Origin of the sequence: Enterobacter sp. HMSC16D10 (genome assembly GCF_001807145.1) — a bacterium.
Lineage (GTDB): Bacteria > Pseudomonadota > Gammaproteobacteria > Enterobacterales > Enterobacteriaceae > Enterobacter > Enterobacter roggenkampii.
In genome coordinates this window covers 185,206-207,483 of sequence record NZ_KV787884.1, presented here as the reverse complement: position 1 = coordinate 207,483, position 22,278 = coordinate 185,206, and the positions used below count along the sequence as shown (strand labels likewise).

18 protein-coding genes and 3 tRNA genes (1 of these 21 only partly in view) are annotated in these 22,278 nt (G+C 52.8%); 11 read left to right on the top strand and 10 right to left on the bottom strand.

Features of this window, described 5'->3' with window-relative positions; translation table 11 throughout:
- Positions 1-16 precede the first annotated feature (16 nt).
- Both tssC and tssB read right to left on the bottom strand, forming a co-directional pair.
- Positions 17-1,561 carry a type VI secretion system contractile sheath large subunit gene (tssC, locus tag HMPREF3143_RS14695; protein WP_032635313.1) on the bottom strand — a complete coding sequence of 515 codons (1,545 nt, stop codon included), beginning with the start codon at positions 1,559-1,561 and terminating at the stop codon, positions 17-19.
- Between the two features lie 32 nt (positions 1,562-1,593).
- A complete protein-coding gene (tssB, locus tag HMPREF3143_RS14690; RefSeq protein ID WP_008501580.1) occupies positions 1,594-2,091 on the bottom strand; it encodes a type VI secretion system contractile sheath small subunit in 498 nt (165 codons plus the stop codon).
- 789 nt (positions 2,092-2,880) lie between these two features.
- On the opposite strand from tssB, the gene lpxP reads away from it, so the two are divergent.
- Positions 2,881-3,801, top strand: coding sequence for a kdo(2)-lipid IV(A) palmitoleoyltransferase (lpxP, locus tag HMPREF3143_RS14685; RefSeq protein WP_025912768.1), 921 nt, complete (start codon positions 2,881-2,883; stop codon positions 3,799-3,801).
- Positions 3,802-4,158: 357 nt separating this feature from the next.
- Positions 4,159-4,230, top strand: coding sequence for a membrane protein YpdK (gene ypdK / locus HMPREF3143_RS25700; protein WP_099458937.1), 72 nt, complete (start codon positions 4,159-4,161; stop codon positions 4,228-4,230).
- Between the two features lie 52 nt (positions 4,231-4,282).
- On the opposite strand, the gene alaC is transcribed toward ypdK, so the two are convergent.
- Complete coding sequence (alaC, locus tag HMPREF3143_RS14680; protein WP_008501582.1) at positions 4,283-5,521, bottom strand: alanine transaminase; 1,239 nt, start codon at positions 5,519-5,521, stop codon at positions 4,283-4,285.
- A 386-nt stretch (positions 5,522-5,907) separates the two neighbouring features.
- Between alaC and HMPREF3143_RS14675 the strand changes: the two genes are divergently transcribed.
- Both HMPREF3143_RS14675 and HMPREF3143_RS14670 read left to right on the top strand, forming a co-directional pair.
- Positions 5,908-7,614, top strand: a complete 1,707-nt coding sequence (locus HMPREF3143_RS14675; RefSeq protein ID WP_023294231.1) for a sensor histidine kinase — start codon at positions 5,908-5,910, stop codon at positions 7,612-7,614.
- 3 nt (positions 7,615-7,617) lie between these two features.
- Positions 7,618-8,349 (top strand): LytR/AlgR family response regulator transcription factor, encoded by a 732-nt coding sequence (locus tag HMPREF3143_RS14670; protein ID WP_023294232.1) that lies wholly within the window; start codon positions 7,618-7,620, stop codon positions 8,347-8,349.
- A 35-nt stretch (positions 8,350-8,384) separates the two neighbouring features.
- On the opposite strand, the gene glk is transcribed toward HMPREF3143_RS14670, so the two are convergent.
- Positions 8,385-9,350: a glucokinase gene (gene glk, locus HMPREF3143_RS14665; protein ID WP_008501585.1), complete on the bottom strand. Its 966-nt coding sequence runs from the start codon at positions 9,348-9,350 to the stop codon at positions 8,385-8,387.
- A 205-nt stretch (positions 9,351-9,555) separates the two neighbouring features.
- Here glk and HMPREF3143_RS14660 point away from each other — a divergent pair, with 205 nt between their 5' ends.
- Complete coding sequence (locus HMPREF3143_RS14660) at positions 9,556-10,791, top strand: ion channel protein (protein ID WP_008501586.1); 1,236 nt, start codon at positions 9,556-9,558, stop codon at positions 10,789-10,791.
- Here the strand turns inward: HMPREF3143_RS14660 and ipdC are convergent, their stop codons facing one another.
- Positions 10,792-12,450 (bottom strand): indolepyruvate decarboxylase, encoded by a 1,659-nt coding sequence (gene ipdC / locus HMPREF3143_RS14655; RefSeq protein WP_021241783.1) that lies wholly within the window; start codon positions 12,448-12,450, stop codon positions 10,792-10,794.
- A gap of 185 nt (positions 12,451-12,635) precedes the next feature.
- Between ipdC and mgrA the strand changes: the two genes are divergently transcribed.
- Complete coding sequence (gene mgrA / locus HMPREF3143_RS14650) at positions 12,636-13,634, top strand: L-glyceraldehyde 3-phosphate reductase (RefSeq protein WP_025912771.1); 999 nt, start codon at positions 12,636-12,638, stop codon at positions 13,632-13,634.
- A gap of 127 nt (positions 13,635-13,761) precedes the next feature.
- Positions 13,762-14,103 carry a DUF2502 domain-containing protein gene (locus HMPREF3143_RS14645; protein ID WP_008501589.1) on the top strand — a complete coding sequence of 114 codons (342 nt, stop codon included), beginning with the start codon at positions 13,762-13,764 and terminating at the stop codon, positions 14,101-14,103.
- 32 nt (positions 14,104-14,135) lie between these two features.
- Here the strand turns inward: HMPREF3143_RS14645 and HMPREF3143_RS14640 are convergent, their stop codons facing one another.
- Positions 14,136-15,374 carry an Nramp family divalent metal transporter gene (locus tag HMPREF3143_RS14640; protein ID WP_008501590.1) on the bottom strand — a complete coding sequence of 413 codons (1,239 nt, stop codon included), beginning with the start codon at positions 15,372-15,374 and terminating at the stop codon, positions 14,136-14,138.
- A gap of 348 nt (positions 15,375-15,722) precedes the next feature.
- On the opposite strand from HMPREF3143_RS14640, the gene HMPREF3143_RS14635 reads away from it, so the two are divergent.
- On the top strand, positions 15,723-16,910 hold the full coding sequence (locus HMPREF3143_RS14635) for a NupC/NupG family nucleoside CNT transporter (protein WP_008501591.1): 1,188 nt from the start codon (positions 15,723-15,725) through the stop codon (positions 16,908-16,910).
- A 44-nt stretch (positions 16,911-16,954) separates the two neighbouring features.
- Here the strand turns inward: HMPREF3143_RS14635 and HMPREF3143_RS14630 are convergent, their stop codons facing one another.
- From HMPREF3143_RS14630 to HMPREF3143_RS14620, 3 genes are all read right to left on the bottom strand, one after another.
- Positions 16,955-19,144, bottom strand: coding sequence for a sensor domain-containing phosphodiesterase (locus tag HMPREF3143_RS14630; protein WP_070533501.1), 2,190 nt, complete (start codon positions 19,142-19,144; stop codon positions 16,955-16,957).
- 215 nt (positions 19,145-19,359) lie between these two features.
- Positions 19,360-19,435: transfer RNA gene (locus HMPREF3143_RS14625), tRNA-Ala, on the bottom strand.
- 41 nt (positions 19,436-19,476) lie between these two features.
- Positions 19,477-19,552 (bottom strand) — tRNA-Ala (locus HMPREF3143_RS14620).
- A gap of 217 nt (positions 19,553-19,769) precedes the next feature.
- On the opposite strand from HMPREF3143_RS14620, the gene HMPREF3143_RS14615 reads away from it, so the two are divergent.
- Together HMPREF3143_RS14615 and HMPREF3143_RS14610 are read left to right on the top strand one after the other, a co-directional pair.
- The gene (locus tag HMPREF3143_RS14615; RefSeq protein ID WP_070533489.1) at positions 19,770-20,132 is read left to right on the top strand and encodes a YfeC-like transcriptional regulator; all 363 of its coding nucleotides are present in this window, start codon (positions 19,770-19,772) and stop codon (positions 20,130-20,132) included.
- A gap of 1 nt (position 20,133) precedes the next feature.
- Complete coding sequence (locus HMPREF3143_RS14610; RefSeq protein ID WP_032663116.1) at positions 20,134-20,526, top strand: YfeC-like transcriptional regulator; 393 nt, start codon at positions 20,134-20,136, stop codon at positions 20,524-20,526.
- 44 nt (positions 20,527-20,570) lie between these two features.
- Here the strand turns inward: HMPREF3143_RS14610 and gltX are convergent, their stop codons facing one another.
- The gene (gene gltX / locus HMPREF3143_RS14605) at positions 20,571-21,986 is read right to left on the bottom strand and encodes a glutamate--tRNA ligase (RefSeq protein ID WP_070533488.1); all 1,416 of its coding nucleotides are present in this window, start codon (positions 21,984-21,986) and stop codon (positions 20,571-20,573) included.
- A 258-nt stretch (positions 21,987-22,244) separates the two neighbouring features.
- Here gltX and HMPREF3143_RS14600 point away from each other — a divergent pair.
- Positions 22,245-22,278: transfer RNA gene (locus HMPREF3143_RS14600), tRNA-OTHER, on the top strand (it continues 54 nt past the right edge of the window).

Genomic DNA, 22,278 nt, shown 5'->3' with positions numbered 1-22,278 from the left:
GGCTTCCTGCCTGTTATTACGATTTCGCTTTTGGCATCTGGGAAACCAGCGACAGGTTGACGTCCATCCCTTCCACCTGGAAGTGCGGAATCGCATACAGTTTCACGCGGAAGAAGCCCGGGTTATCTTCAATATCTTCCACCACCACTTTTGCATCACGCAGTGGATGAGATGCCTGAAGCTCGTCGCCCGGATCGGTCATTTCGGTCACCAGAGTGCGGACCCAGGTGTTCAGCTCCAGTTCCAGCAGTCGACGATCCTTGGTGGTACCGATGTTCTCGCGTTGAATCAGCTTCAGGTAGTGGGCGATACGCGACAGCAGGAAGATGTACGGCAGACGCGCGTTGATGCGGCTGTTGGCGGTCGCATCAGCGGTGTCATACAGCGCCGGTTTCTGGGCGGAGTTGGCTGAGAAGAAGCAGGCGTAGTCGCGGTTTTTGTAGTAGGACAACGGAATAAAGCCCAGATTCGCGAATTCGAATTCACGCGTTTCAGGGATCATCACTTCACTCGGGATTTTTACCTGATTGCCGGTACCCAGGTCATACAGATGGATAGGCAGGTCCTGAACCGCACCGCCGGCCTGCGGGCCACGGATCTGTACACACCAGCCATTATTGATAAAGCTACGCACCATGTTGGACGCGAAGGCAAACGACGCATTCGTCCACAGGTATTTGTCGTGATCCGGACCTTTAACTTCTTCGACATAGTTGAAGCTGCGAACCGGAACGGTATCCGGGCCATACGGTAAACGTCCCAGTACGCGGGGCATCACCAGACCGATGTAGCGAGCGTCGTCCGTATCGCGGAACGATTTCCACTTGATGTACTCGGCGCGATCAAAATAGTTGCCAATATCTTTAATCGCAGCGACGTCTTCCATTGACTCCTTGAGGAAGAATTTCGGGCCTGCTGAGCCGATAAACGGCATATGTGCAGCTGCGGATACTTTTGAGATGTTGCGCAGCAGAGCGACATCCTGTGCTGAAGCATCGAACTCATAAGCGGAAATCAGCGCCGCAATCGGCTCGCCGCCTGGGGTATCATATTCATCAATATAGGCGTGTTTATACAGGCCACTCTGGATGATTTCCGGGCTGTCTTCAAAGTCCTGGCGCAGCTCTTCTTTAGACATGCTCAGAAGCTCAATTTTCACGTTCTGGCGAAAATCCGTTTTATCAACCAGCGACTTCACGCCTCGCCACAGGCTCTCAACCGCCTGAAACTCTTCATGGTGCATAACGGCATCGAGCTGGCGGCTTATCTGGTAATCGAGCTCAGCGATGTGGTGATCGATCAGGCTTTTATCCAGTTTTTCGACTTTCGAGCCTGCCTTGGTCAGGCATTCCAGAAAGACCTGCATACCCGCGGTCAGACGCTCGTCAGCGGTCGCATCGGACATCGCCTGTGCATCTTGCCAGATGTCCAGCGCACTCAGCTCGGAGACAGGATTCAGATTGATTTTCTCAAACAGTGAGGCGTATACACCACCCACAGCAGGACGTTCCAGCACCACGCTTTCCCCGCCAGCAATATTATTTTGTACAGACATGAGCATTCCTTGATTAATCCGTTAAAACAGCAAGATGGTTAAGGTTGTTTTGAAGCCAGTGCGGACAGTTCATTTCGCAACTCAGCACTAAGCGACTGGTCAACAACGATTTTTTCCAGCTCTTTTCGGAAAGTCTGGTTATCCAACAGGTTAGCTTTGAGATCGCGAAGCAAGTTGCGCATCGCCAGCATCGCCTTCAGCTGCGGAATTTGGGCAGCCACCTGCTCTGGCGTGAAATCTTTCATGCTCTGGAAAGTCAGCTGAATGTTGTCTTCACCACCATCGTCAGACAGTGTATTTTTTACGGCCAGGTTAACTTTTGGGGAATATTCGGAAAGAACGCTATCAAAATTATTTTTGGTGATGTTAATCTTTTCACGCTCAGATATTGTCGCAGATTCCTGCCCGTTGCTGAAATCACCCGTAACAAGCAATTTCAAGGGTAATTCCATTTTCTTGCTTGCTCCGCCAGTATGCAGGTCAAGCTTCAGGTTAATACGTGCCTTAGGCACCTCGTTCTGAAAACTGTCAGCCATCTAATCATCCCTCTTTGTTTTGCTATGCCAACTTCACGGTATCGTTCTTGATGCGCAATAATAGAATAATGATCGGAACAAAATCAAATACACAGATCATTTATCCGATACAAGAATTTTCTTAAGAATTTTCCTCTAAGACATTATCGCAAATTGCTCAATCAACTCAGAAAAAGAAACTACTCTTTTCTCACAAATCGAATATTTGTATCGCCGAAGGGATTGCAGCCAGAGAGATATTAATAAAAACATCTTATTTTGATTTGCATCACGGCACTATGTCAAAAAACAAGAAAGAACTGCAATATTTTATTGCAGTACGATTAAAAGAAGAGAAAAGTGGGTGATAAAAGACGACTATTCCATTGAGGATATGAATAATAAATAAGATTTTTCACAAAGAAAATTCTTATTTATTAGGTAAGGAAGAAATAAACGAGAAATAATTAATTTGCCGTAACTCAACAATGCCATTCTTTTTCGTTACGTCTTCCATCCGATCGCCAGGGCTTCTGCTCTCCGCTCAGTCAGGAAAAACGCTTTCAATGCGACTTTCTATAAAATCTGTAAAATCAAGCACCTCCTTAACTGCCGCTTTTTTAATCAAAAACGAGTAATAGCACATATCGTATAACGGTGCTACATTACGCCGCCCGCCCAAATCAGCAGTGGCCAGGCAACGCCGTAAAGTTCGGTAAAGCCTGCAACCATCACCTTGAAGAACGGTCTTATCGGCACGTCGTATCGCAAACTCTGCGCTACCTTTACAGGCTTCACATAGGTTTTACTATTTTGTCTCAATCCAAATTTCAACGCGCGTTTTTACACCCGCGTTACTGGTTTACATGGTTTGGTCTTGGCGTTCTCTGGCTGCTGGTTCAACTTCCGTACCCTGTCCTGCGTTTGCTGGGGTCGAAACTGGGCAGCGCTTCCCGCTTCTTCCTGAAACGCCGCGAATCCATCGCGCGTAAAAATATTGAGCTTTGCTTTCCGCATTACAATGCCGAAGAGCGCGAGAAACTCATCGCTGAAAACTTCAAGTCTATCGGCATGGCGCTGCTTGAAACCGGCATGGCCTGGTTCTGGCCGGATGAGCGCGTCCGCAAGTGGTTTGACGTGGAAGGGCTGGATAACCTTAAACGCGCACAGATGCAAAAACGCGGCGTGATGGTCGTCGGCGTTCACTTTATGTCGCTGGAACTGGGTGGTCGCGTGATGGGCCTGTGCCAGCCAATGATGGCGACCTATCGACCGCACAACAGTCCGCTGATGGAGTGGGTACAAACGCGTGGCCGCATGCGTTCGAATAAGGCGATGATCAGCCGTAATAACCTGCGCGGTATGGTCGGGGCTCTGAAGAAAGGTGAAGCCGTCTGGTTTGCCCCCGATCAGGATTATGGACGTAAAGGCAGCAGCTTTGCGCCTTTCTTTGCGGTTAAAGATGTTGCGACGACCAACGGCACCTTTGTCATTTCTCGTTTGTCGGGCGCTTCCATGCTGACCGTGACGATGGTGAGAAAAGCAGATAAATCAGGCTATCGTCTGCACATCTCTCCTGAGATGGCTAACTATCCTGAAAACGAGTGCGAAGCCGCGGCGTTTATCAATAAAGTCATCGAAACTGAAATCATGCGTGCGCCAGAGCAGTATCTGTGGATGCATCGTCGTTTCAAAACCCGCCCTATTGGCGAAGCCTCGCTCTATATTTAAGCTCTTCAGAAAGGTTAGTTTCGCTAAGAAACTAACCTTTTCAATCACCTGTCATCCGTTAAGAAACCGTTTTTCATTGCGTCGCCCAAAGTGAATTTATTGCGATGCGAAATCAAACTGTCGCCGTTCCACGACACTCGTAAGTGACGGAAATTATTTAAAAAAATCCCTCTTGTCACCCCTCATTTTTAGGCGTACATTAGCGCCGTCTGGCAACAGGAAAGCACAGAATTCTGAGCTGGAGTCAGCGGCGAAACGGGAAAATTCTCATTTCCGCTTTGACCGGATTTCAGTTCTCTATAATCAGGTGGACTCTGTTTTTAAATGCGTACCACAAGATACGCGGAGCGATGAAACGTGAAATATTTCTTTATGGGCATTTCGGTGATTGTTTTAGTCTGGGCCGGAACCTTTGCCCTGATGATCTAGTGAAGAACATGCAGTCAAAAAAACAGGAGCCATTGGCTCCTGTTTTTTTATGTCATGATGACGCGGGATTTTCAGCCACGCTCTTCGAGGAGAGAAGCCCGTCGGCCCGGAACATACTCTTGATGCCCCTCACCGCCTGACGAATGCGGTCGCTATTTTCAATCAGGGCAAACCGCACATGGGTGTCGCCATAATCACCAAAGCCAATTCCCGGTGATACGCACACCTTCGCATCCTGGAGCAGCTTTTTGGCAAACTCCAGCGATCCCATCGCCGCGTACGGTTCCGGAATTTTCGCCCAGACGTACATGGATGCCTTCGGCATTTCCACCATCCAGCCCGCTTCATGCAAGCCTTTTACCAGCACGTCGCGACGGCGCTTATACTGAGCGGCAATCTCGTGGACGCACTGCTGGTCGCCCTCAAGAGCAGCGATAGCCGCAACCTGCAGCGGCGTGAAGGTGCCGTAGTCGTGGTAACTCTTAATACGCGCCAGTGCGCTCACCAGCGTTTTGTTACCCACCATAAAGCCAATACGCCAGCCTGCCATGTTGTAGCTTTTTGACAGCGTAAAGAACTCGACCGCCACGTCACGCGCGCCCGGAACCTGCATGATGGAAGGCGCTTTCCAGCCGTCATAGACGATGTCAGCGTAGGCTAAATCGTGAACCACCAGCACGTCATAACGCTTCGCCAGCGCGACCACTTTCTCGAAGAAATCGAGCTCCACGCACTGGGCCGTTGGGTTCGACGGGAAACCGAGGATCATCATCTTCGGTTTCGGATAGCTTTCGCGAATCGCACGTTCCAGTTCGTTAAAGAAATCGACCCCTTCCACCAGCGGAACCGAACGGACCTGCGCCCCGGCAATCACCGCACCGTAGATGTGGATTGGGTAGCTGGGATTCGGTACCAGCACCGTATCGCCATGATCCAGCGTAGCCAGCATCAGGTGTGCCAGCCCCTCTTTCGAGCCGATGGTGACAATCGCTTCACTTTCCGGATCGATATCAACCTGATAGCGATCCTGATACCAGCGCGAGATCGCGCGACGTAATCTGGGAATACCGCGGGAGGTCGAGTAGCCGTGCGTATCCGGACGCTGGGCAACCGTGCAGAGTTTTTCAACGATATGCGGTGGCGTTGGGCCGTCAGGGTTACCCATGCTGAAATCAATAATATCTTCGCCGCGCCGACGCGCAGCCATCTTCAGTTCAGCGGTGATATTGAAAACATAAGGGGGGAGACGATCGATACGCGTAAAACGGCGTTCAGGACTGAATTCAGCCATAGATTCCTCAAATTAACGTTAGCGCCCGGACCGTCCGAGCGACGCTGCCACCGATGTGGCGTGCTTAGAAAATAACCTGAAAAAAATCACGCTGTCGAGAGGGAAGTGAAAAAAAAGCGATCGCCTGAAAACCGGAACCCGGCGGTGCCGAAAAGCGGAAGCCCCTGTTTCAGGGTTGGCTTTCTGATAGCTGTTATTTAACAGGATGATATCAAAACAGTTACCTGACGATACGCAGGCTATAAAAAATCAGGACGTGTCCGTTACTGACAGACAATCCCCTTTAGAAATTATGGTTTTTCCTCATTTGATAAACCTGACGGATAGCTGGTCAACGCGCGTCAGGTTTTTTATCATGGTTCTTTCCCGTTTTCCCAGGTCTACTCGTGCACGAAATATTCACTATGCTGCTGGCGGTTTTTGACCGTGCGGCATTAATGCTGATTTGCCTGTTTTTCCTCATTCGCATTCGCCTGTTTCGCGAGCTATTGCACAAATCCGCACACTCGCCAAAAGAGCTGCTGGCCGTTACCGCCATCTTTTCGCTGTTCGCCCTGTTCAGCACCTGGTCTGGCGTGCCGGTAGAGGGTTCGCTGGTTAACGTGCGCATTATCGCCGTGATGTCCGGCGGAATTTTGTTTGGCCCGTGGGTGGGTGTCATTACCGGCGTGATTGCCGGAACCCATCGCTACCTGATTGATATCGGCGGCGTCACGGCGGTGCCCTGCTTTATTACCAGCATTATCGCCGGGGTGCTCTCCGGCTGGATCAGCCGCAAAATCCCGAAAAAACAGCGCTGGCGCGCAGGGATCGTGGCGGGCATGGTGTGCGAAACGCTGACCATGATCCTGGTCGTCGTCTGGGCCCCGACCACCGAACTTGGGCTGGATATCGTCTCAAAAATCGGTATTCCGATGATCCTGGGCAGCGTGTGCATCGGCTTTATCGTGCTGCTGGTGCAAAGCGTAGAAGGGGAAAAAGAGGCCAGCGCCGCCCGTCAGGCCAAGCTGGCGCTGGATATCGCCAACAAAACGCTGCCGCTCTTCCGCCACGTTAACGCGGAGTCGTTGCGTCAGGTCTGCGAAATCATTCGCCATGACATCCACGCTGACGCTGTCGCCATCACCAATATTGACCACGTGCTGGCCTACGTTGGCGTCGGGGAGCACAACTATCGCGATAATGATGACACCATCAGCCCAACCACCCGACAGGCGATTAACTACGGTAAAATCATTATTAAAAACAATGATGAAGCCCACCGAACGCCGGAAATCCACTCCATGCTGGTGATTCCGCTGTGGGAGAAAGGCGTCGTGACGGGCACGCTGAAAATTTATTACTGCCACGCGCATCAGATCACCTCCACGCTGCAGGAGATGGCCATCGGCCTGTCGCAGATTATCTCCACCCAGCTTGAGGTTTCGCGGGCGGAACAGCTGCGTGAGATGGCAAATAAGGCAGAGCTGCGCGCGCTGCAGAGCAAAATCAATCCCCATTTCCTGTTTAACGCGCTGAACGCGATCTCCTCGTCCATTCGTCTTAATCCGGACACCGCGCGCCAGCTGATTTTTAACCTGTCGCGCTATCTGCGCTACAACATCGAGCTGAAAGATGACGAGCAGATCGACATCAAAAAAGAGCTGTATCAGATTAAAGACTACATCGCGATTGAGCAGGCGCGCTTTGGTGACAAGCTCACGGTCATTTACGATATTGATGAAGAGGTCAACTGCGTGATCCCAAGCCTGCTTATCCAGCCGCTGGTCGAAAACGCGATTGTTCACGGCATTCAGCCGTGTAAAGGCAAAGGCGTCGTCACCATCAGCGTCACCGAAAGCGGCAACCGCGTACGTATTGCCGTGCGCGATACCGGCCACGGAATTGATCCAAAAGTCATTGAGCGGGTGGAGTCTAACGAGATGCCTGGAAATAAAATCGGCCTGCTGAACGTGCACCACCGGGTCAAGCTGCTTTACGGCGACGGGCTGCATATTCAGCGTCTTGAACCGGGCACCGAAATTGCGTTTTACGTCCCGAACGAGCGCTCTCCCGCTCATTCGGCAACATCACTGTTGCCCCAGGTGGAGTAACCCATGAAAGTCATCATCGTAGAAGATGAAATTCTGGCTCAACAGGAGCTAACCTGGCTTATCAACACCCACAGCCAGATGGAAATTGTGGGTACCTTTGATGACGGTCTGGACGTGCTGAAGTTTCTGCAGCATAACCGGGTCGACGCCATCTTCCTGGATATCAACATTCCGTCGCTGGATGGCGTATTGCTGGCGCAAAACATCAATCAGTTTGCCCATAAGCCGTTTATTGTGTTCGTGACCGCATGGAAAGAGCACGCCGTAGAGGCCTTCGAGCTGGAGGCGTTTGACTATATCCTTAAGCCTTACCAGGAGTCGCGGATTGTCAGCATGCTGCAAAAGCTGGAGGCCGCATGGCAGCAGCAGACCGCCCCTGCAAGCGCCAGCCCAACGGTACGAGAAAACGACACCATTAATTTGGTCAAAGATGAGCGCATCATCGTGACGCCGGTCAATGATATTTACTATGCCGAAGCCCATGAAAAGATGACGTTTGTCTATACGCGACGGGAATCTTACGTGATGGCGATGAACATCACCGAGTTTTGCAGCAAGCTGCCTGCGTCGCACTTTTTCCGCTGCCACCGCTCGTTCTGCGTCAATTTAAACAAGATCCGCGAGATCGAACCGTGGTTTAACAACACCTATATCTTGCGTCTGAAGGATCTGGATTTTCAGGTGCCGGTAAGCCGCAGCAAGGTGAAAGAGTTCCGCCAGCTCATGCACCTGTAACAAAAAAGCCCTCTCCTGCGGGAGAGGGCTATGCGTCAGAGGATTTGACCGAGAACCTGACGCAGGTGGGCACCCGACCCCAGCAGGCCTGGGTTATCATGCACGATCAGATAAACCGGAATGTCCTGCACGTAGCTTCTGAAGCGCCCTTTATCCTCAAACCCGCCGCGGAAGCCGGAGGCTTTAAAGAACTCCAGGAAACGCGGCACAATACCACCTGCAATATAAACGCCTCCGAAGGTACCCAGCGTCAGCGCCAGATTGCCGCCGAAGCGCCCCATGATCACGCAGAACAGCGACAGGGCACGACGGCAGTCAATGCAGCTGTCCGCCAGCGCGCGTTCGGTGACGTCTTTCGGCTGCAGATTTTCCGGCAGACGACCGTCCGATTTCACAATCGCCCGGTACAGGTTCACCAGCCCCGGTCCTGACAGCACGCGCTCGGCGGAGACGTGGCCGATCTCCGCGCGTAATTCTTCGAGGATAATGCCCTCTTCTTCGCTGTTTGGCGCAAAGTCCACGTGACCACCTTCACCCGGCAGGCTCACCCAGCGCTGAGCGACATGCACCAGATGTGAAACGCCCAGCCCGGTACCGGCCCCGTAAACCGCAATCGGCTTACCTTCGACCGGTTCAGCGCCGCCAAACTGGATCAGATGCTCAGGCTTCAGCATCGGGATCGCCATGGACACCGCGGTAAAGTCATTGATGATTTCAAGATGCGCAAAGCCGAGGTTTTTTTTCATCTCGGCGATGGAGAATGCCCAGGTATGGTTGGTCATGGCGACCCAGTCGCCGGTTATCGGGCAGGCAATGGCGATGCAGCCATCTTCGACGCTTATCTGATGCTCCTCCAGATAGACGCGGACAACGGCCTCAAGGCTTGGATAATCGAGACCGGAATAGGTTTTCGCCCGGGAAATTTCACCGCTATTTACATCGCATAATGCAAGGCGCGCATTCGTGCCGCCCACATCGCCTACCAAAGCATACTTTGTCATTCTTCTACTGCTCCGCTAAAGTCAGAATAAATCTTTGGGACACTGTAAATTCAAGGCGTGATAACAACAACGACCGGAAGGTGAATGCCCATGGATTATCGATCTTCGTCACAGAATAACTTTACCGTTTCAGCACCTTTTGCACTATTGCCATAAGGCTTAATGTGCAAAGTAACGTAATACCGTTTTGTACAAGGAAATCATCATGCTTCACCCGCGAGCCAGAACCATGCTGTTGCTGGCAATTCCGGCGCTCATCATAGGCGTGGTTTCAAGTCTGGTCCTTATTGTCGTGATGAAAGTCGCGTCGGTGCTGCAAACACTATTATGGAACGCGCTTCCTGCAGGGCTGGGCGTCACCGCTGACTCTCCTGCCTGGATCGTTGGGATGCTGACGTTAACCGGTATTGCGGTGGGCCTGGTGATCCGTTTCAGTCCCGGCCATGCCGGCCCCGATCCGGCACTGGAACCGTTGATCGGTGCCCCGGTGGCCCCCTCGGCGTTGCCAGGGCTAATCATTGCGCTGATTATCGGTCTGGCTGGAGGCGTTAGTCTGGGACCTGAGCATCCGATTATGGCCGTGAACATTGGCCTGGCGGTTTTTCTTGGTTCACGCATTTTGCCCCGCGTTGGCGCGCTGGACTGGACCATTCTCGCCTCCGCAGGCACCATCGGGGCGCTCTTCGGCACGCCCGTTGCGGCGGCACTGATCTTTTCTCAGACGCTCAGCAGTAACAACGATGTCCCACTCTGGGACAAGCTCTTTGCCCCACTGATGGCCGCAGCCGCCGGAGCGTTGACGACCAGCCTGTTTTTCCATCCCCATTTTTCACTCTCTCTCCCCCACTACGGCCAGATGCAAATCGCCGATATTTTCAGCGGTGCCATCGTCGCCGCCATCGCCATTGCGCTGGGCATGGTGGCAGTATGGTGTCTTCCACGCCTGCACCGGCTGATGCACAGACTCAAACACCCGGTGCTGATTCTGGGGGCTGGCGGTTTGATTCTGGGTATTTTAGGTACGATCGGCGGGCCGGTGACGCTGTTTAAAGGACTGGACGAGATGCAGCAGCTGGCCTTCAGCCAGGTGTTTAGCGTCTCCGACTATCTGCTGTTTGCCGTGATCAAGCTGGCAGCGCTGGTGGTGGCGGCCGCCTGCGGTTTCCGTGGTGGACGCATCTTCCCGGCGGTCTTTGTCGGCGTCGCGCTGGGGCTGATGCTGCATGAGCATGTCGATGCGGTCCCGGCTGCGATTACCGTTTCCTGCTCGATTCTGGGGCTGGTGCTGGTGGTCACGCGCGATGCCTGGCTGAGCCTCTTCATGGCCGCCGTGGTGGTACCGGATACCACCCTCATCCCGTTACTTTGCATCGTGATGTTGCCCGCCTGGCTCCTGCTGGCGGGCAAACCGATGATGATGGCCTGGCGAAACGACAAATGATCAGGCGCTGTTGCGCGCTTCCAGCGCTTTGGTGATCGCCCCCAGCAGCGGAGGGATATCGGCTTTCGGCAGCATCACCTCAATCAGCGAGAGCCGCTCGTGGTGTGCCACTTTCTCAAGGACGTCCGCCAGCTGCTCCGCTTCACTGACCCGCCAGCACTGGGCCTGAGGATCAAGGCTCAGGGCCTGCGGGATTTGCGTCCAGTTCCAGAGCGCAATGTCGTTGTAACGCTGCTCAGGCCCGTGGATCGCTCTTTCCACCGTGTACCCTTCGTTGTTCAGGACCAGAATGATGGGGTGTTGTTTATCCCGCAGCATCGAGCCAAGCTCCTGGATAGTAAGTTGCGCCGCGCCATCCCCCGTCAGGACAATCACGCGCCGGTTCGGGCAGGCCGTTTGCGCGCCAAATGCTGCCGCCAGCGTATAGCCAATCGATCCCCACAGCGGCTGGACGATAAAATTCACGTCAGCCGGCAGACGAAGGTCGATCGCGCCGAAGGCCGAGGTGCCCTGATCCGCAAGAATGATGTCTCCCGGACGAATAAATGTCTGCAACGTTTGCCAGAAATTCGCCTGCGTCAGCGAGCCATCCGGCTGCGGGTAGGCCATCGCGCTTTGAGAAGACTGCGCGGGCGTCTCGTGCACGTGCTGTTTGCACAGTTCCACCAGCGTTTCGATTGCCTGAAGCATAGGGATGCCGGTAAACCAAAGATCACCTACGCGTGAGGCATGAGGCTGAACTTCTATCGTTTGTGCCGGGGTGAGCTGATGCGTGAAGCCGGCGGTCAGGGTATCGGTAAATCGCGTGCCGATGCACAGTACGGTATCCGCCCCTTCAATCGCCTCTTTTACCGCACCGGCGCTCGCTGAACCGCTGTAGGTGCCATAAAATCCGGCGTGACGTTCGTCAAAGATACCTTTGCCCATCAGCATGGTGGCGTGTGCCATCGGCACGTCTTTGACCCATTTTTGTAGCGCATGCTTCAGGCCGTGGCGCAGGACAAGGAAATCGGCCAGCAGCGCAGTACGCTTGCTCCTGGCAAGCTTGTTTTCTGCGGCGTCCCGGAACGCTTTCAGGCAGGCACTATCGGCATGTGGATGCCTGAGCGTGAGAGCGTTTACAGGGGGAGTGGCGGCCTTTTTTGCCACGTCGGCAGGCAACATCAGATAGCCGGGGCGACGCTCCCGGAGCATTGTCGTTAACACCCGGTCGATTTCATAACAGGCGTTTTGTTCGGTCAGGATCGCCTGTGCAGCAGTGATCGGCTCGCTCATATGATAAAAATGACGAAACTCACCGTCGCCAAGCGTGTGGTGCAGCAGCTCCCCTCTTTGCTGTGATGCCGTACCCGGTGCCCCCACAATATGCAAGACCGGAACGTGCTCGGCGAAGCTGCCCGCAATGCCGTTCATGGCGCTTAACTCTCCTACGCCAAATGTCGTCAGCAGCGCGGCAAAGCCCTTACATCGGGCGTATCCGTCAGCGGCATAAGAAGCGTTTAACTCGTTGGCACAGCCCACCCAGCAGATATCCGGGCTGTCTATCACATGGTCGAGAAACTGCAGGTTATAGTCGCCCGGCACGCCAAACAGATGATCGGCTCCACAATCAGTAAGACGGTCCAGCAGGTAATCGGCGACGCAGTATGGGGTACGCATGAACAGGTATCCTTCTAATGTTGACCTCACCTTGAGTATTAAATAAGCGTGATGGCTGTCCAGAATTGGTGATAAGAAGGGCATGGAAAGAATGCTTTACAAAAAAGGCTGCGCTATGCTGCTTTTTTTCACGAAAATGTAAACGCATACACTGATTTTTCACTTCAGCGCCAGAGGTCACGAAAATGGGTTATCAGCCGGACAAAAATCGTTACAGGACAATGGAGTATCGCCGCTGCGGGCGAAGCGGACTCAGGTTGCCTGCCATCTCGCTTGGGCTGTGGCATAACTTTGGTGACACCACCCTTATCGAAAACAGCCGTCAACTTTTACAGCGTGCGTTCGATCTGGGCATTACGCATTTCGACCTTGCCAACAACTATGGCCCGCCCCCCGGATCGGCCGAACGTAATTTCGGACGTATTTTGCAGGAGGATTTCCTGCCCTGGCGCGACGAGCTAATCATCTCCACCAAAGCGGGTTATACCATGTGGGAGGGGCCTTACGGCGACTGGGGGTCACGTAAATATCTGCTGGCAAGCCTCGATCAAAGCCTTAAGCGCACGGGGCTGGAGTATGTGGATATCTTCTATCATCACCGGCCAGATCCTCAAACGCCGCTGCAGGAAACCATGAAAGCGCTTGACCATGCGGTGCGTCAGGGGAAGGCTTTGTATGTCGGATTATCCAACTACCCGGCTGTTCTGGCTCGCCAGGCGATTGATATCCTTAATGACCTCGGGACGCCCTGCCTGATCCACCAACCGAAATACTCCCTCTTTGAACGTGCGCCGGAAGCGGGGCTGCTGGACGTGTTGCAGGAAAAAGGAGTCGGCTGTATTCCCTTCTCGCCGCTGGCCGGCGGGCAACTGACCAATCGCTATCTGAACGGCATCCCCGCAGACTCACGCGCGGCAAGCGGCAGTCAGTTCCTCAAACCCGATCAGCTCACTGAAGAGAAGCTGGAGAAAGTCAGGAAGCTGAATGCCCTGGCAGAAAGCCGCGGCCAGAAGCTGTCCCAGATGGCGCTGGCCTGGGTATTACGCCATGAGGACGTGACGTCGGTGCTGATTGGGGCAAGTAAAGCGGCTCAGATTGATGACGCCGTGGGGATGCTGGCAAACCGCCATTTCTCTGCAGAAGAGTTGGCCCGTATAGACGCGATCCTGAGCAGCTCAATATAACATCACTTTTAGCAAAAAGTGCTCTCACCCAAGAATTCGGAGTTGAGGCGATGATACGGCGCTTTACCAACTCGTAAAATTGCGTTAACAGGCCCAACAAAGGCCCCGATCGTGAAGGAGAAAGAGTATGTTCAGGTCACTGATTCTTGCAGCGGTATTACTGGCTTCGGCGCCGCTGATCGCCACTGCGGGCGAAATCACCCTGTTGCCATCAGTAAAATTACAAATTGGCGATCGTGACGACTACGGCAGATACTGGGACGGCGGCTACTGGCGCGACCGTGATTACTGGCATCGTCACTATGAGTGGCGCGGCGATCGCTGGTGGAAACATGATAACGGCAGACACCGCGGCTGGTATAAAGACAGCGCCTATGAGCGCGGTTACCGTGAAGGCTGGAACGATCGTGACGACCGTCGCGGCGGCTGGGGTCGCGGCAAAGGTCATGGTCACGGCCATCATCACTAATCAAAAAGGAGCCTCCACGGCTCCTTTTTTTGTTAAAGACCCAGCGCGGTTCCCACTAACAACCACAGGTTCAGCGCAACGACCACCACCACGATGGCCCACCCGGTTCGTTTCACCAGCGTTGAGTTGACCAGCTCGCCCATCAGAGTTTTGTTGCTGGTAAAGATCAGCAGCGGCACCAGCGCCAGCGCAATACCAAAACTCAGCAGCACCTGGCTCATGACCAGAATTCGCGTTGGGTCGAGTCCCATCAGAATCACCACAAATGACGGCAGCATGGTGACGGAACGACGAACCCACAGCGGAATATGGAACCGGACAAACCCCTGCATCACCACCTGGCCTGCCAGCGTACCCACCACCGTAGAAGAGAGACCAGCAGCCACCAGGCTAAGGCCAAATATCGTGGCGGCAGCATGGCTCAGCAACGGCTCCAGCGTGAGATACGCCTGGTCGAGATCGGCAATACCGGTATGACCGTTAAAGTGGAAAGCTGCGGCTGCAGTAGCCATCATCGCCAGATTGACAAACCCCGCGATGGTCATGGCGATCGCCACGTCCCACTTGGTGGCGGAGTAACGCTCTTTACGCGTCCCACCGTGGAGATGCTGAGTCAGCGAGGAGTGCAGATAGATCACGTGCGGCATGATGGTCGCCCCCAGCACCCCGGCGGCCAGGAACACCGCTTCGGAGGTCGGCAGGCTTGGGATCGCCATCCCTTTACCGAGCTGCGCCAGATTCGGCTGTGAGAAGATTAGCTCAACGATATAGGCCGCCGCGACAAACAGCAGCAGACCGCCAATGACCTTCTCCAGCGGCTTTTGACCCCGACGCTGCAGCATCAGGATCAGGAACGTGGCAATCCCGGTGAGGACCGCCCCCTGCAACAGCGACACACCCAGAATCAGCTTAAAGCCGATCGCTGCGCCAATAAATTCAGCAAGGTCAGTGGCCATGGCGATGATTTCAGCCTGAACCCAGTAGAGCCAGACCGCGGGACGCGGATAATGGTCGCGAATTTGCTCCGCCAGGTTTTTGCCCGTCGCAATCCCCAGCTTTGCGGAGAGCATCTGAATCAGCATTGCCATCAGGTTTGCCCAGACGACCACCCAGAGCAGCTTATAACCGAAGCTGGCCCCGGCCTGAATATTGGTCGCAAAGTTACCTGGATCGATATAACCAATGGCAGCGATGAACGCAGGTCCCATTAATGCGAACCGCAACTTGCGCGCTGCTCTGCCACTGCTACCCTCTACGCGACTGTTTGTCATTTCTGCCTCTGAAATATAGCCTTTGCTATGTTTAATGCTATCAAAATGAGAATGATTATCAAGATCATTTATGAAGTTTGCAGTGATTTCTCTGATAGCTTTGAACGATAGACGGGCGGGTAAGTGGGGCGATCTAACTGAAACTGAAATCGCGCATGCTTTTGTGAAGACTAGCACACAAACTTAACTTTTCACTCATTTACCTAACATAACAAAAATGTATTGTGGATCACTATTTTTGAGACTCGTCACAGGATGTAACTATAGTGTGCCCTCGATCTCGTTTTCTTTTCGCTTGTTACATAGAATGTGCACGAAAATTAAACCTGCCTCATATTTGGAGCAAATATGGACCGCGTCCTTCATTTTGTCCTGGCACTTGTTGTCGTTACTGCACTCGCATTGCTGGTCAGCACAGACCGCAAAAAAATTCGTATTCGTTATGTTGTCCAACTGCTGGTCATTGAAGTTTTACTTGCGTGGTTCTTCCTGAACTCCAACGTAGGCCTCGGCTTCGTGAAAGGCTTCTCCGAAATGTTCGAAAAACTGCTCGGGTTCGCCAATGAAGGGACCAACTTTGTCTTCGGTAAAATGAACGACGAAGGTCTGGCGTTCTTCTTCCTGAAGGTTCTCTGCCCTATCGTCTTCATTTCCGCGCTGATCGGTATTCTGCAGCACATTCGCGTTCTGCCGTTCGTGATTCGTGGAATTGGTTTCCTGTTATCCAAAGTGAACGGCATGGGTAAGCTGGAATCCTTCAACGCCGTCAGTTCCCTGATCCTCGGTCAGTCTGAGAACTTCATCGCGTATAAAGATATTCTCGGCAAGATGTCCCGCAACCGCATGTACACCATGGCGGCAACCGCAATGTCTACCGTTTCCATGTCTATCGTGGGCGCGTATATGACCATGCTGGAACCAAAATACGTGGTGGCTGCGCTGGTACTGAACATGTTCAGCACCTTTATCGTTCTGTCGCTGATCAACCCGTACCGCGTTGACGCCAGCGAAGAGAACATCCAGATGTCTAACCTGCACGAAGGCCAGAGCTTCTTCGAAATGCTGGGTGAATACATCCTGGCCGGTTTCAAAGTCGCGATTATCGTTGCCGCCATGCTGATCGGCTTCATTGCGCTGATTTCTGCACTGAATGCCCTGTTCGCCGCGGTGCTGGGTATCTCCTTCCAGGGCATTCTGGGCTACATCTTCTACCCTGTTGCATGGGTGATGGGTGTTCCGGCTCACGAAGCGCTGCAGGTGGGCAGTATCATGGCAACCAAACTGGTTTCTAACGAATTCGTTGCGATGATGGATCTGCAGAAAATTGCCAGCACGCTTTCTCCACGCGCGGAAGGTATTCTCTCCGTGTTCCTGGTCTCCTTCGCGAACTTCTCGTCTATCGGTATCATCGCCGGTGCGATTAAGGGTCTGAACGAAGAGCAGGGTAACGTGGTTTCTCGCTTTGGCCTGAAGCTGGTTTACGGCTCTACGCTGGTGAGCGTCCTGTCCGCATCTATCGCGGCACTGGTTCTGTAACGTTTACCGTTAAACAAAAACCGGGAGCCTGGCTCCCGGTTTTTTTATGCCCGCAATTCTTCCAGCGGTTTGGGTTTGCCTATCAGGTATCCCTGCAGGTAATCCACACCAAAGCGAAGCAGCATCTCCCGCTGGGCCGGCGTTTCGACGTATTCCGCGACGACGCACAGCGATTTCGCCTTCGCCAGATTACACATCGACTGGACGATCATTGCATCCATGTCGTCTGTACAAATGTCTTTCACAAAGCAGCCGTCAATTTTAATGATGTCCGCCTGCAGGCGTCTGAGGCGCTCGTAGTTGGCGTAGCCAGTACCAAAATCATCTATGGCAATTCGGAAACCGTAATCCCGCAGCTGCTGAATATTGTTGATACTTGTGCCTGAATTTGAAAAAGCCTGCTCCTCGGTGATCTCAATCACGACGGCCTGAGGTGCCACGCCGTACCGTTCAAACAGCGCGCAAATCTCAGTCGCCACCTCTTTTTGCATCAGCGTGAGCGGCATCAGATTGACGGAGAAACGGGTGCCAGCCTGTGTTGCAGAGTTATCGCGTAGCCACAGCAGTAATTTCTCCATAATGCACATATCAAACCGATGGCTGAGGTTGAACTGGGCAATCAGCGGAATAAAGCGGTCAGGGGTGAAGATCTCGCCCTCGCTCTCCATACGCGCCAGGATTTCGTAATACCCGCTCCCGTCCGCCTTCTGGATCGGTTGCGCGTATAAATGGAACTGCCCTGCCTCAAGGGCATGCTTAATCCGCGCCAGCATCAGGACACGCTCTGTCGTTTGTCCTGATGCCGCCTCAAGGCTATTCGTGAGCGCGAGAACGTTTTGCTCTCCGCAGGCCTGCTCTGCCAGCCAGCTCAGCTGTCCCAGCGTGTGATGCAGCTTTTCGCCGTTTTCGACCATTCCCCAGGATGCGCCAAATTCAATATCCAGCCCGGTGTTGTTCCAGAAAATCTTACGGCTGTTCAGCCGATCGACCATATGCTGTAGACGCTCGGCGGTTCCCGGCCCCAGTAATACCAGCACCAGTTCGCTTCCCGGAAGCTGGAAGAGCGTCTCATCTTTCTGCAAAAGTGGCTGTAGCGACGTGGCGATCGTACGTTTGCAGTGGACCCGCATGATAATCCCGTAGTGGCGGCTCAAAAACTCCAGGTTATCCATACGCAGAATGCACACTTTGGCATCCGGGTGAATCTCAAGATAATCTTCCAGCGCACGAATATTGGGTAAACCGGTAAGGGGATCGGTAAGCGCCCTGCCCTGCCAGCCCCGCTTCAGCCACTCGCTGCGCTGGTAAATGCGCGACATGTAAAGCAAGCAGATAGCGAAAGAAATCAACACGGAGAGGATAAAGGAGAGTGAATGGCCCGATTCGACCCCGTTCAGGAAGTTGTAGTTGTAGGTCAACAGCAGGAGCGCTGAGGTGGCCCACAGCAGAGAAATCAACGCATAGGTCAGGCGGCTTATTGCCAGGGTAAAAAGAATAAAAATCAGCGGCATCAAATAGCCCGCAATGACCGGTGATTCAAAAGGACCACATAAAATGATGAGAATGGCGCCTAAAAGCACTAGCCAGACAAAAATATATAATGGATTCTTGTGATAAAACACGGGCTTCACGCTTCGCCGCCAGAAGGTGACGGCATAACGAGGATTAATTATCATTCTTAATGGGTAATAGAACATCATGGTAAAAATCAGCCCCGCGCATATCAGGCTTTGAATATCCACAACATTATAAATTACCGTTCCTTCGCCGAAATAGGTTGAGATAGTCACCGGAAAATCAAACAAATAGCCTGCCATATACATCGACAGCTTAATACCAAATGGCACAATAAAACCGAGCCAGAATATACGTAGCCCGATGTGCTTGTTAGGGATGGAGTGGCGCCAGCGCTTGCCCAGCATGAGGCGTAGCAGGCCGCAGGCCGCGAACAACGCAAAGGTCTGACAGAACAGCAAAACTGAATATTGTAGCGGTGCTAAATTAATATAGAATAAATTAGTGACAGTAAAATCTAACAAAATGGGAAGAATAGCCCTGCGCCCAAATAGCAGAATTAACGCCAGCATCACGCTGAGCGGCAGCCATGCTAAATAAACGTCATGACCATTAACAATTGCGCGTGGAGAGAGATAACGGGAGACAGGTACCGCAATCAGACAAAGTGTCAGGGCAATTATAAATATCTTTACATTATTGTACGTTTTTCTATTCATTAAGCTGATGAGTATATTATCCGTCTGAATCATTGACCGGATGGATAATAGGTTTATTAATTGCACGAATCAAGTTCAAGTCTATTTATAGACACGTTTATTGATTTCGATTGAGGTGAGGTATGTGAATACCTTCTTTTTGATAACAAAAACCAGTGGCGGGCGTTACAAACAGATAAAAAAAACCCTCGTCATTTGACGAGGGTTTACAATTTTGGTGGAGCTAAGCGGGATCGAACCGCTGACCTCTTGCATGCCATGCAAGCGCTCTCCCAGCTGAGCTATAGCCCCACATGTGACTTTACTGACCGCACTCTGTTGGGTTCAGAGTTTGGTGGAGCTAAGCGGGATCGAACCGCTGACCTCTTGCATGCCATGCAAGCGCTCTCCCAGCTGAGCTATAGCCCCATCGTAAAGCTGTCATGTTGACGGGCGGCATAATATGAATTCCGCTGCGGAGTGTCAACGGCAAAATCAATGACCGCCGTTCGATCGCCGAAAAATCATGCAAATGAATCACTTTGCGAGCGTGCTCGTAATCAGGAGTTAAGCCTGTCACGTTTTCATGTAAAACGGTGCTATAAAATGAGCCGTTAATTAACCCCACTGATATTCAGGAAATTGCATGATCAAGGAACGAATGACGCCAGAAGAGTTAGCCCTGCTCACTGGCTATAGCCGACAGACCATCAATAAATGGGTACGCAAAGAGGGTTGGATTACGTCACCAAAACCTGGCGTTCAGGGCGGGAAAGCGCGACTGGTACATGTTAACGAAAAAGTCCGCGACTTTATCCGCAGCGCACGTCGGGCAAGCGAAACGTCCGATATGGCAGAAGGTATCAGCCATAACAGTTCGCTTCACACCCTACTCCTGACGCTGGCTGATGAAATGACGCCGGAAGAGCAGAAACAGATGACATCGCTGTTACTGCGGGAAGGGATCACCGGATTGTTGCAACGTTTAGGGATTCGCGATCGGGACTGATATGAAAAAATTACGGAGCAAAATGACCACGGAAGAGCTGGCGGAGAGTTTGGGCGTTGCCAGGCAAACGGTTAATCGCTGGATTCGCCAGCAGGGCTGGAAAACAGAAGGACTCAACGGCGTGAAAGGCGGCCGCGCGAGGCTCATTCATATCGATGCACGCGTGAAGGAACACATTATGAGTCTCCCGGCGATTCGCAACCGTCAGGCGGTATACCATCTCGCGGAGGCCACCTCCGCCTACAATGCCCCCTCTGCAAACCTGTTTCCGGGCATAATTGAGACGCTGGAGAATATGACTGCAGCAGAGCAGAAGCGTCTGGACACCTTCCTGAAGCGCGAAGGCATTCACGGCTTTCTTAAGCGTCTGGGTATTGCAGAAGAAGAAGCATAAAAAAACGGCAGGTTCCCCTGCCGTTTGTTTTATCTGAGACGTTATTACTGCTGATTTTCTCGTTCAGCGATAAAGTCCAGAGCCTTGTTAATGCGCGCTACGCTGCGTGATTTACCGATAGCATGAACCGTTACGTCCAGCGCCGGAGACTGACCCGCACCGGTCACCGCAACGCGCAGTGGCATACCGACTTTACCCATGCCGACTTCCAGCTCGTCCGCCGTCGCCTGAATGGCGTGATGCACATTCTCAGCGGTCCACTCGGTAATGGCAGCCAGCTTGTCACGCACCACTTCCAGCGGCTGACGCGCAACCGGGCGGAGGTGTTTCTTCGCGGCGTCCGCATCAAACGCATCAAACTCTTCATAGAAGTAGCGGCAGCTTTCAGCAATCTCTTTCAGCGTTTTGCAGCGCTCGCCGAGCAGTTTCACCAGATCCGCCAGCTCAGGGCCTGTGCGGGTATCAATATTTGCCTGCTCAATGTGCCACTGCAGATACGTCGCCACATATTCTGGCGGCATGGTATTGATGTAGTGATGGTTCAGCCACAGGAGCTTGTCGGTGTTGAACGCGCTGGCGGATTTGCTGACAGAGCTCAGAGAGAACAGTTCGATCATCTCTTCGCGGCTGAAGATCTCCTGGTCACCGTGAGACCAGCCCAGACGCACCAGATAGTTCAGCAGCGCTTCTGGCAGATAGCCGTCGTCGCGATACTGCATCACGCTCACCGCACCGTGACGTTTAGACAGCTTTTTCCCGTCGTCGCCGTTGATCATGGAGACGTGCGCATAAACAGGCACAGGGGCGTTCAGCGCCTTCAGGATGTTGATCTGACGTGGCGTGTTGTTGATATGGTCTTCACCGCGCACAACGTGGGTAATTTCCATATCCCAGTCGTCCACCACCACGCAGAAGTTGTAGGTTGGAGAACCATCGGTACGACGGATGATCAGATCGTCGAGCTCCTGGTTGCTGAATTCGATCGGGCCACGGATCTGATCGTCAAAGATCACAGACCCCTCTTGCGGGTTAGCAAAACGCACAACGCAAGGCTCATCTGCAGCATGCTCGCTGTGGTCGTGGCGGCAGCGGCCGTCATAACGCGGCTTTTCACCGTTCGCCATCTGCTCTTCACGCAGCGCATCCAGACGCTCTTTGGAGCAGTAGCACTTATACGCCGTGCCCGCGACCAGCATCTCATCAATGACGGCGTTATAGCGGTCAAAGCGTTTGGTCTGGAAGTAGGGACCTTCATCCCATTCCAGGTTCAGCCAGTTCATCCCATCCATAATGGCTTCAATTGCTTCTGGCGTGGAGCGCTCAAGATCGGTGTCTTCAATACGCAGCACGAACTCACCTTTGTTGTGGCGTGCGAAAAGCCAGGAATAGAGAGCGGTACGTGCACCACCGACGTGCAGATAGCCTGTCGGGCTCGGCGCGAAGCGAGTTTTGATTTTCATGAAATGGCCTTACGTTATAAAGATGCCGGCAATCGGCAAATCCTGGGGAAAAAACGATGGGCAATATTCTATCACTGTGCGGCGATTCCTCAATGTTGTTCCCTGAATCGGGCCCGAGTTTGCGATTTTTGTTTAGAAATCATGCGCCACTGCCCATTTCGCGATCGTTTTGCTTAATTTTACGACGAACGAATAAAAACTTTAGAAAATGCGTTGACTCATTTTCAACTCTCCCTATAATGCGACTCCACACAGCGGGGGTGATTAGCTCAGTTGGTAGAGCATCTCCTTT

Coding starts and splice junctions, on each gene's coding strand:
- tssC (WP_032635313.1), bottom strand. CDS start 1,561: ATGCTCATGTCTGTACAAAATAATATTGCTGGCGGGGAAAGCGTGGTG.
- tssB (WP_008501580.1), bottom strand. CDS start 2,091: ATGGCTGACAGTTTTCAGAACGAGGTGCCTAAGGCACGTATTAACCTG.
- alaC (WP_008501582.1), bottom strand. CDS start 5,521: ATGGCTGAATTCAGTCCTGAACGCCGTTTTACGCGTATCGATCGTCTC.
- HMPREF3143_RS14670 (WP_023294232.1), top strand. CDS start 7,618: ATGAAAGTCATCATCGTAGAAGATGAAATTCTGGCTCAACAGGAGCTA.
- glk (WP_008501585.1), bottom strand. CDS start 9,350: ATGACAAAGTATGCTTTGGTAGGCGATGTGGGCGGCACGAATGCGCGC.
- HMPREF3143_RS14660 (WP_008501586.1), top strand. CDS start 9,556: ATGCTTCACCCGCGAGCCAGAACCATGCTGTTGCTGGCAATTCCGGCG.
- ipdC (WP_021241783.1), bottom strand. CDS start 12,450: ATGCGTACCCCATACTGCGTCGCCGATTACCTGCTGGACCGTCTTACT.
- mgrA (WP_025912771.1), top strand. CDS start 12,636: ATGGGTTATCAGCCGGACAAAAATCGTTACAGGACAATGGAGTATCGC.
- HMPREF3143_RS14645 (WP_008501589.1), top strand. CDS start 13,762: ATGTTCAGGTCACTGATTCTTGCAGCGGTATTACTGGCTTCGGCGCCG.
- HMPREF3143_RS14640 (WP_008501590.1), bottom strand. CDS start 15,374: ATGACAAACAGTCGCGTAGAGGGTAGCAGTGGCAGAGCAGCGCGCAAG.
- HMPREF3143_RS14635 (WP_008501591.1), top strand. CDS start 15,723: ATGGACCGCGTCCTTCATTTTGTCCTGGCACTTGTTGTCGTTACTGCA.
- HMPREF3143_RS14630 (WP_070533501.1), bottom strand. CDS start 19,144: ATGAATAGAAAAACGTACAATAATGTAAAGATATTTATAATTGCCCTG.
- HMPREF3143_RS14615 (WP_070533489.1), top strand. CDS start 19,770: ATGATCAAGGAACGAATGACGCCAGAAGAGTTAGCCCTGCTCACTGGC.
- HMPREF3143_RS14610 (WP_032663116.1), top strand. CDS start 20,134: ATGAAAAAATTACGGAGCAAAATGACCACGGAAGAGCTGGCGGAGAGT.
- gltX (WP_070533488.1), bottom strand. CDS start 21,986: ATGAAAATCAAAACTCGCTTCGCGCCGAGCCCGACAGGCTATCTGCAC.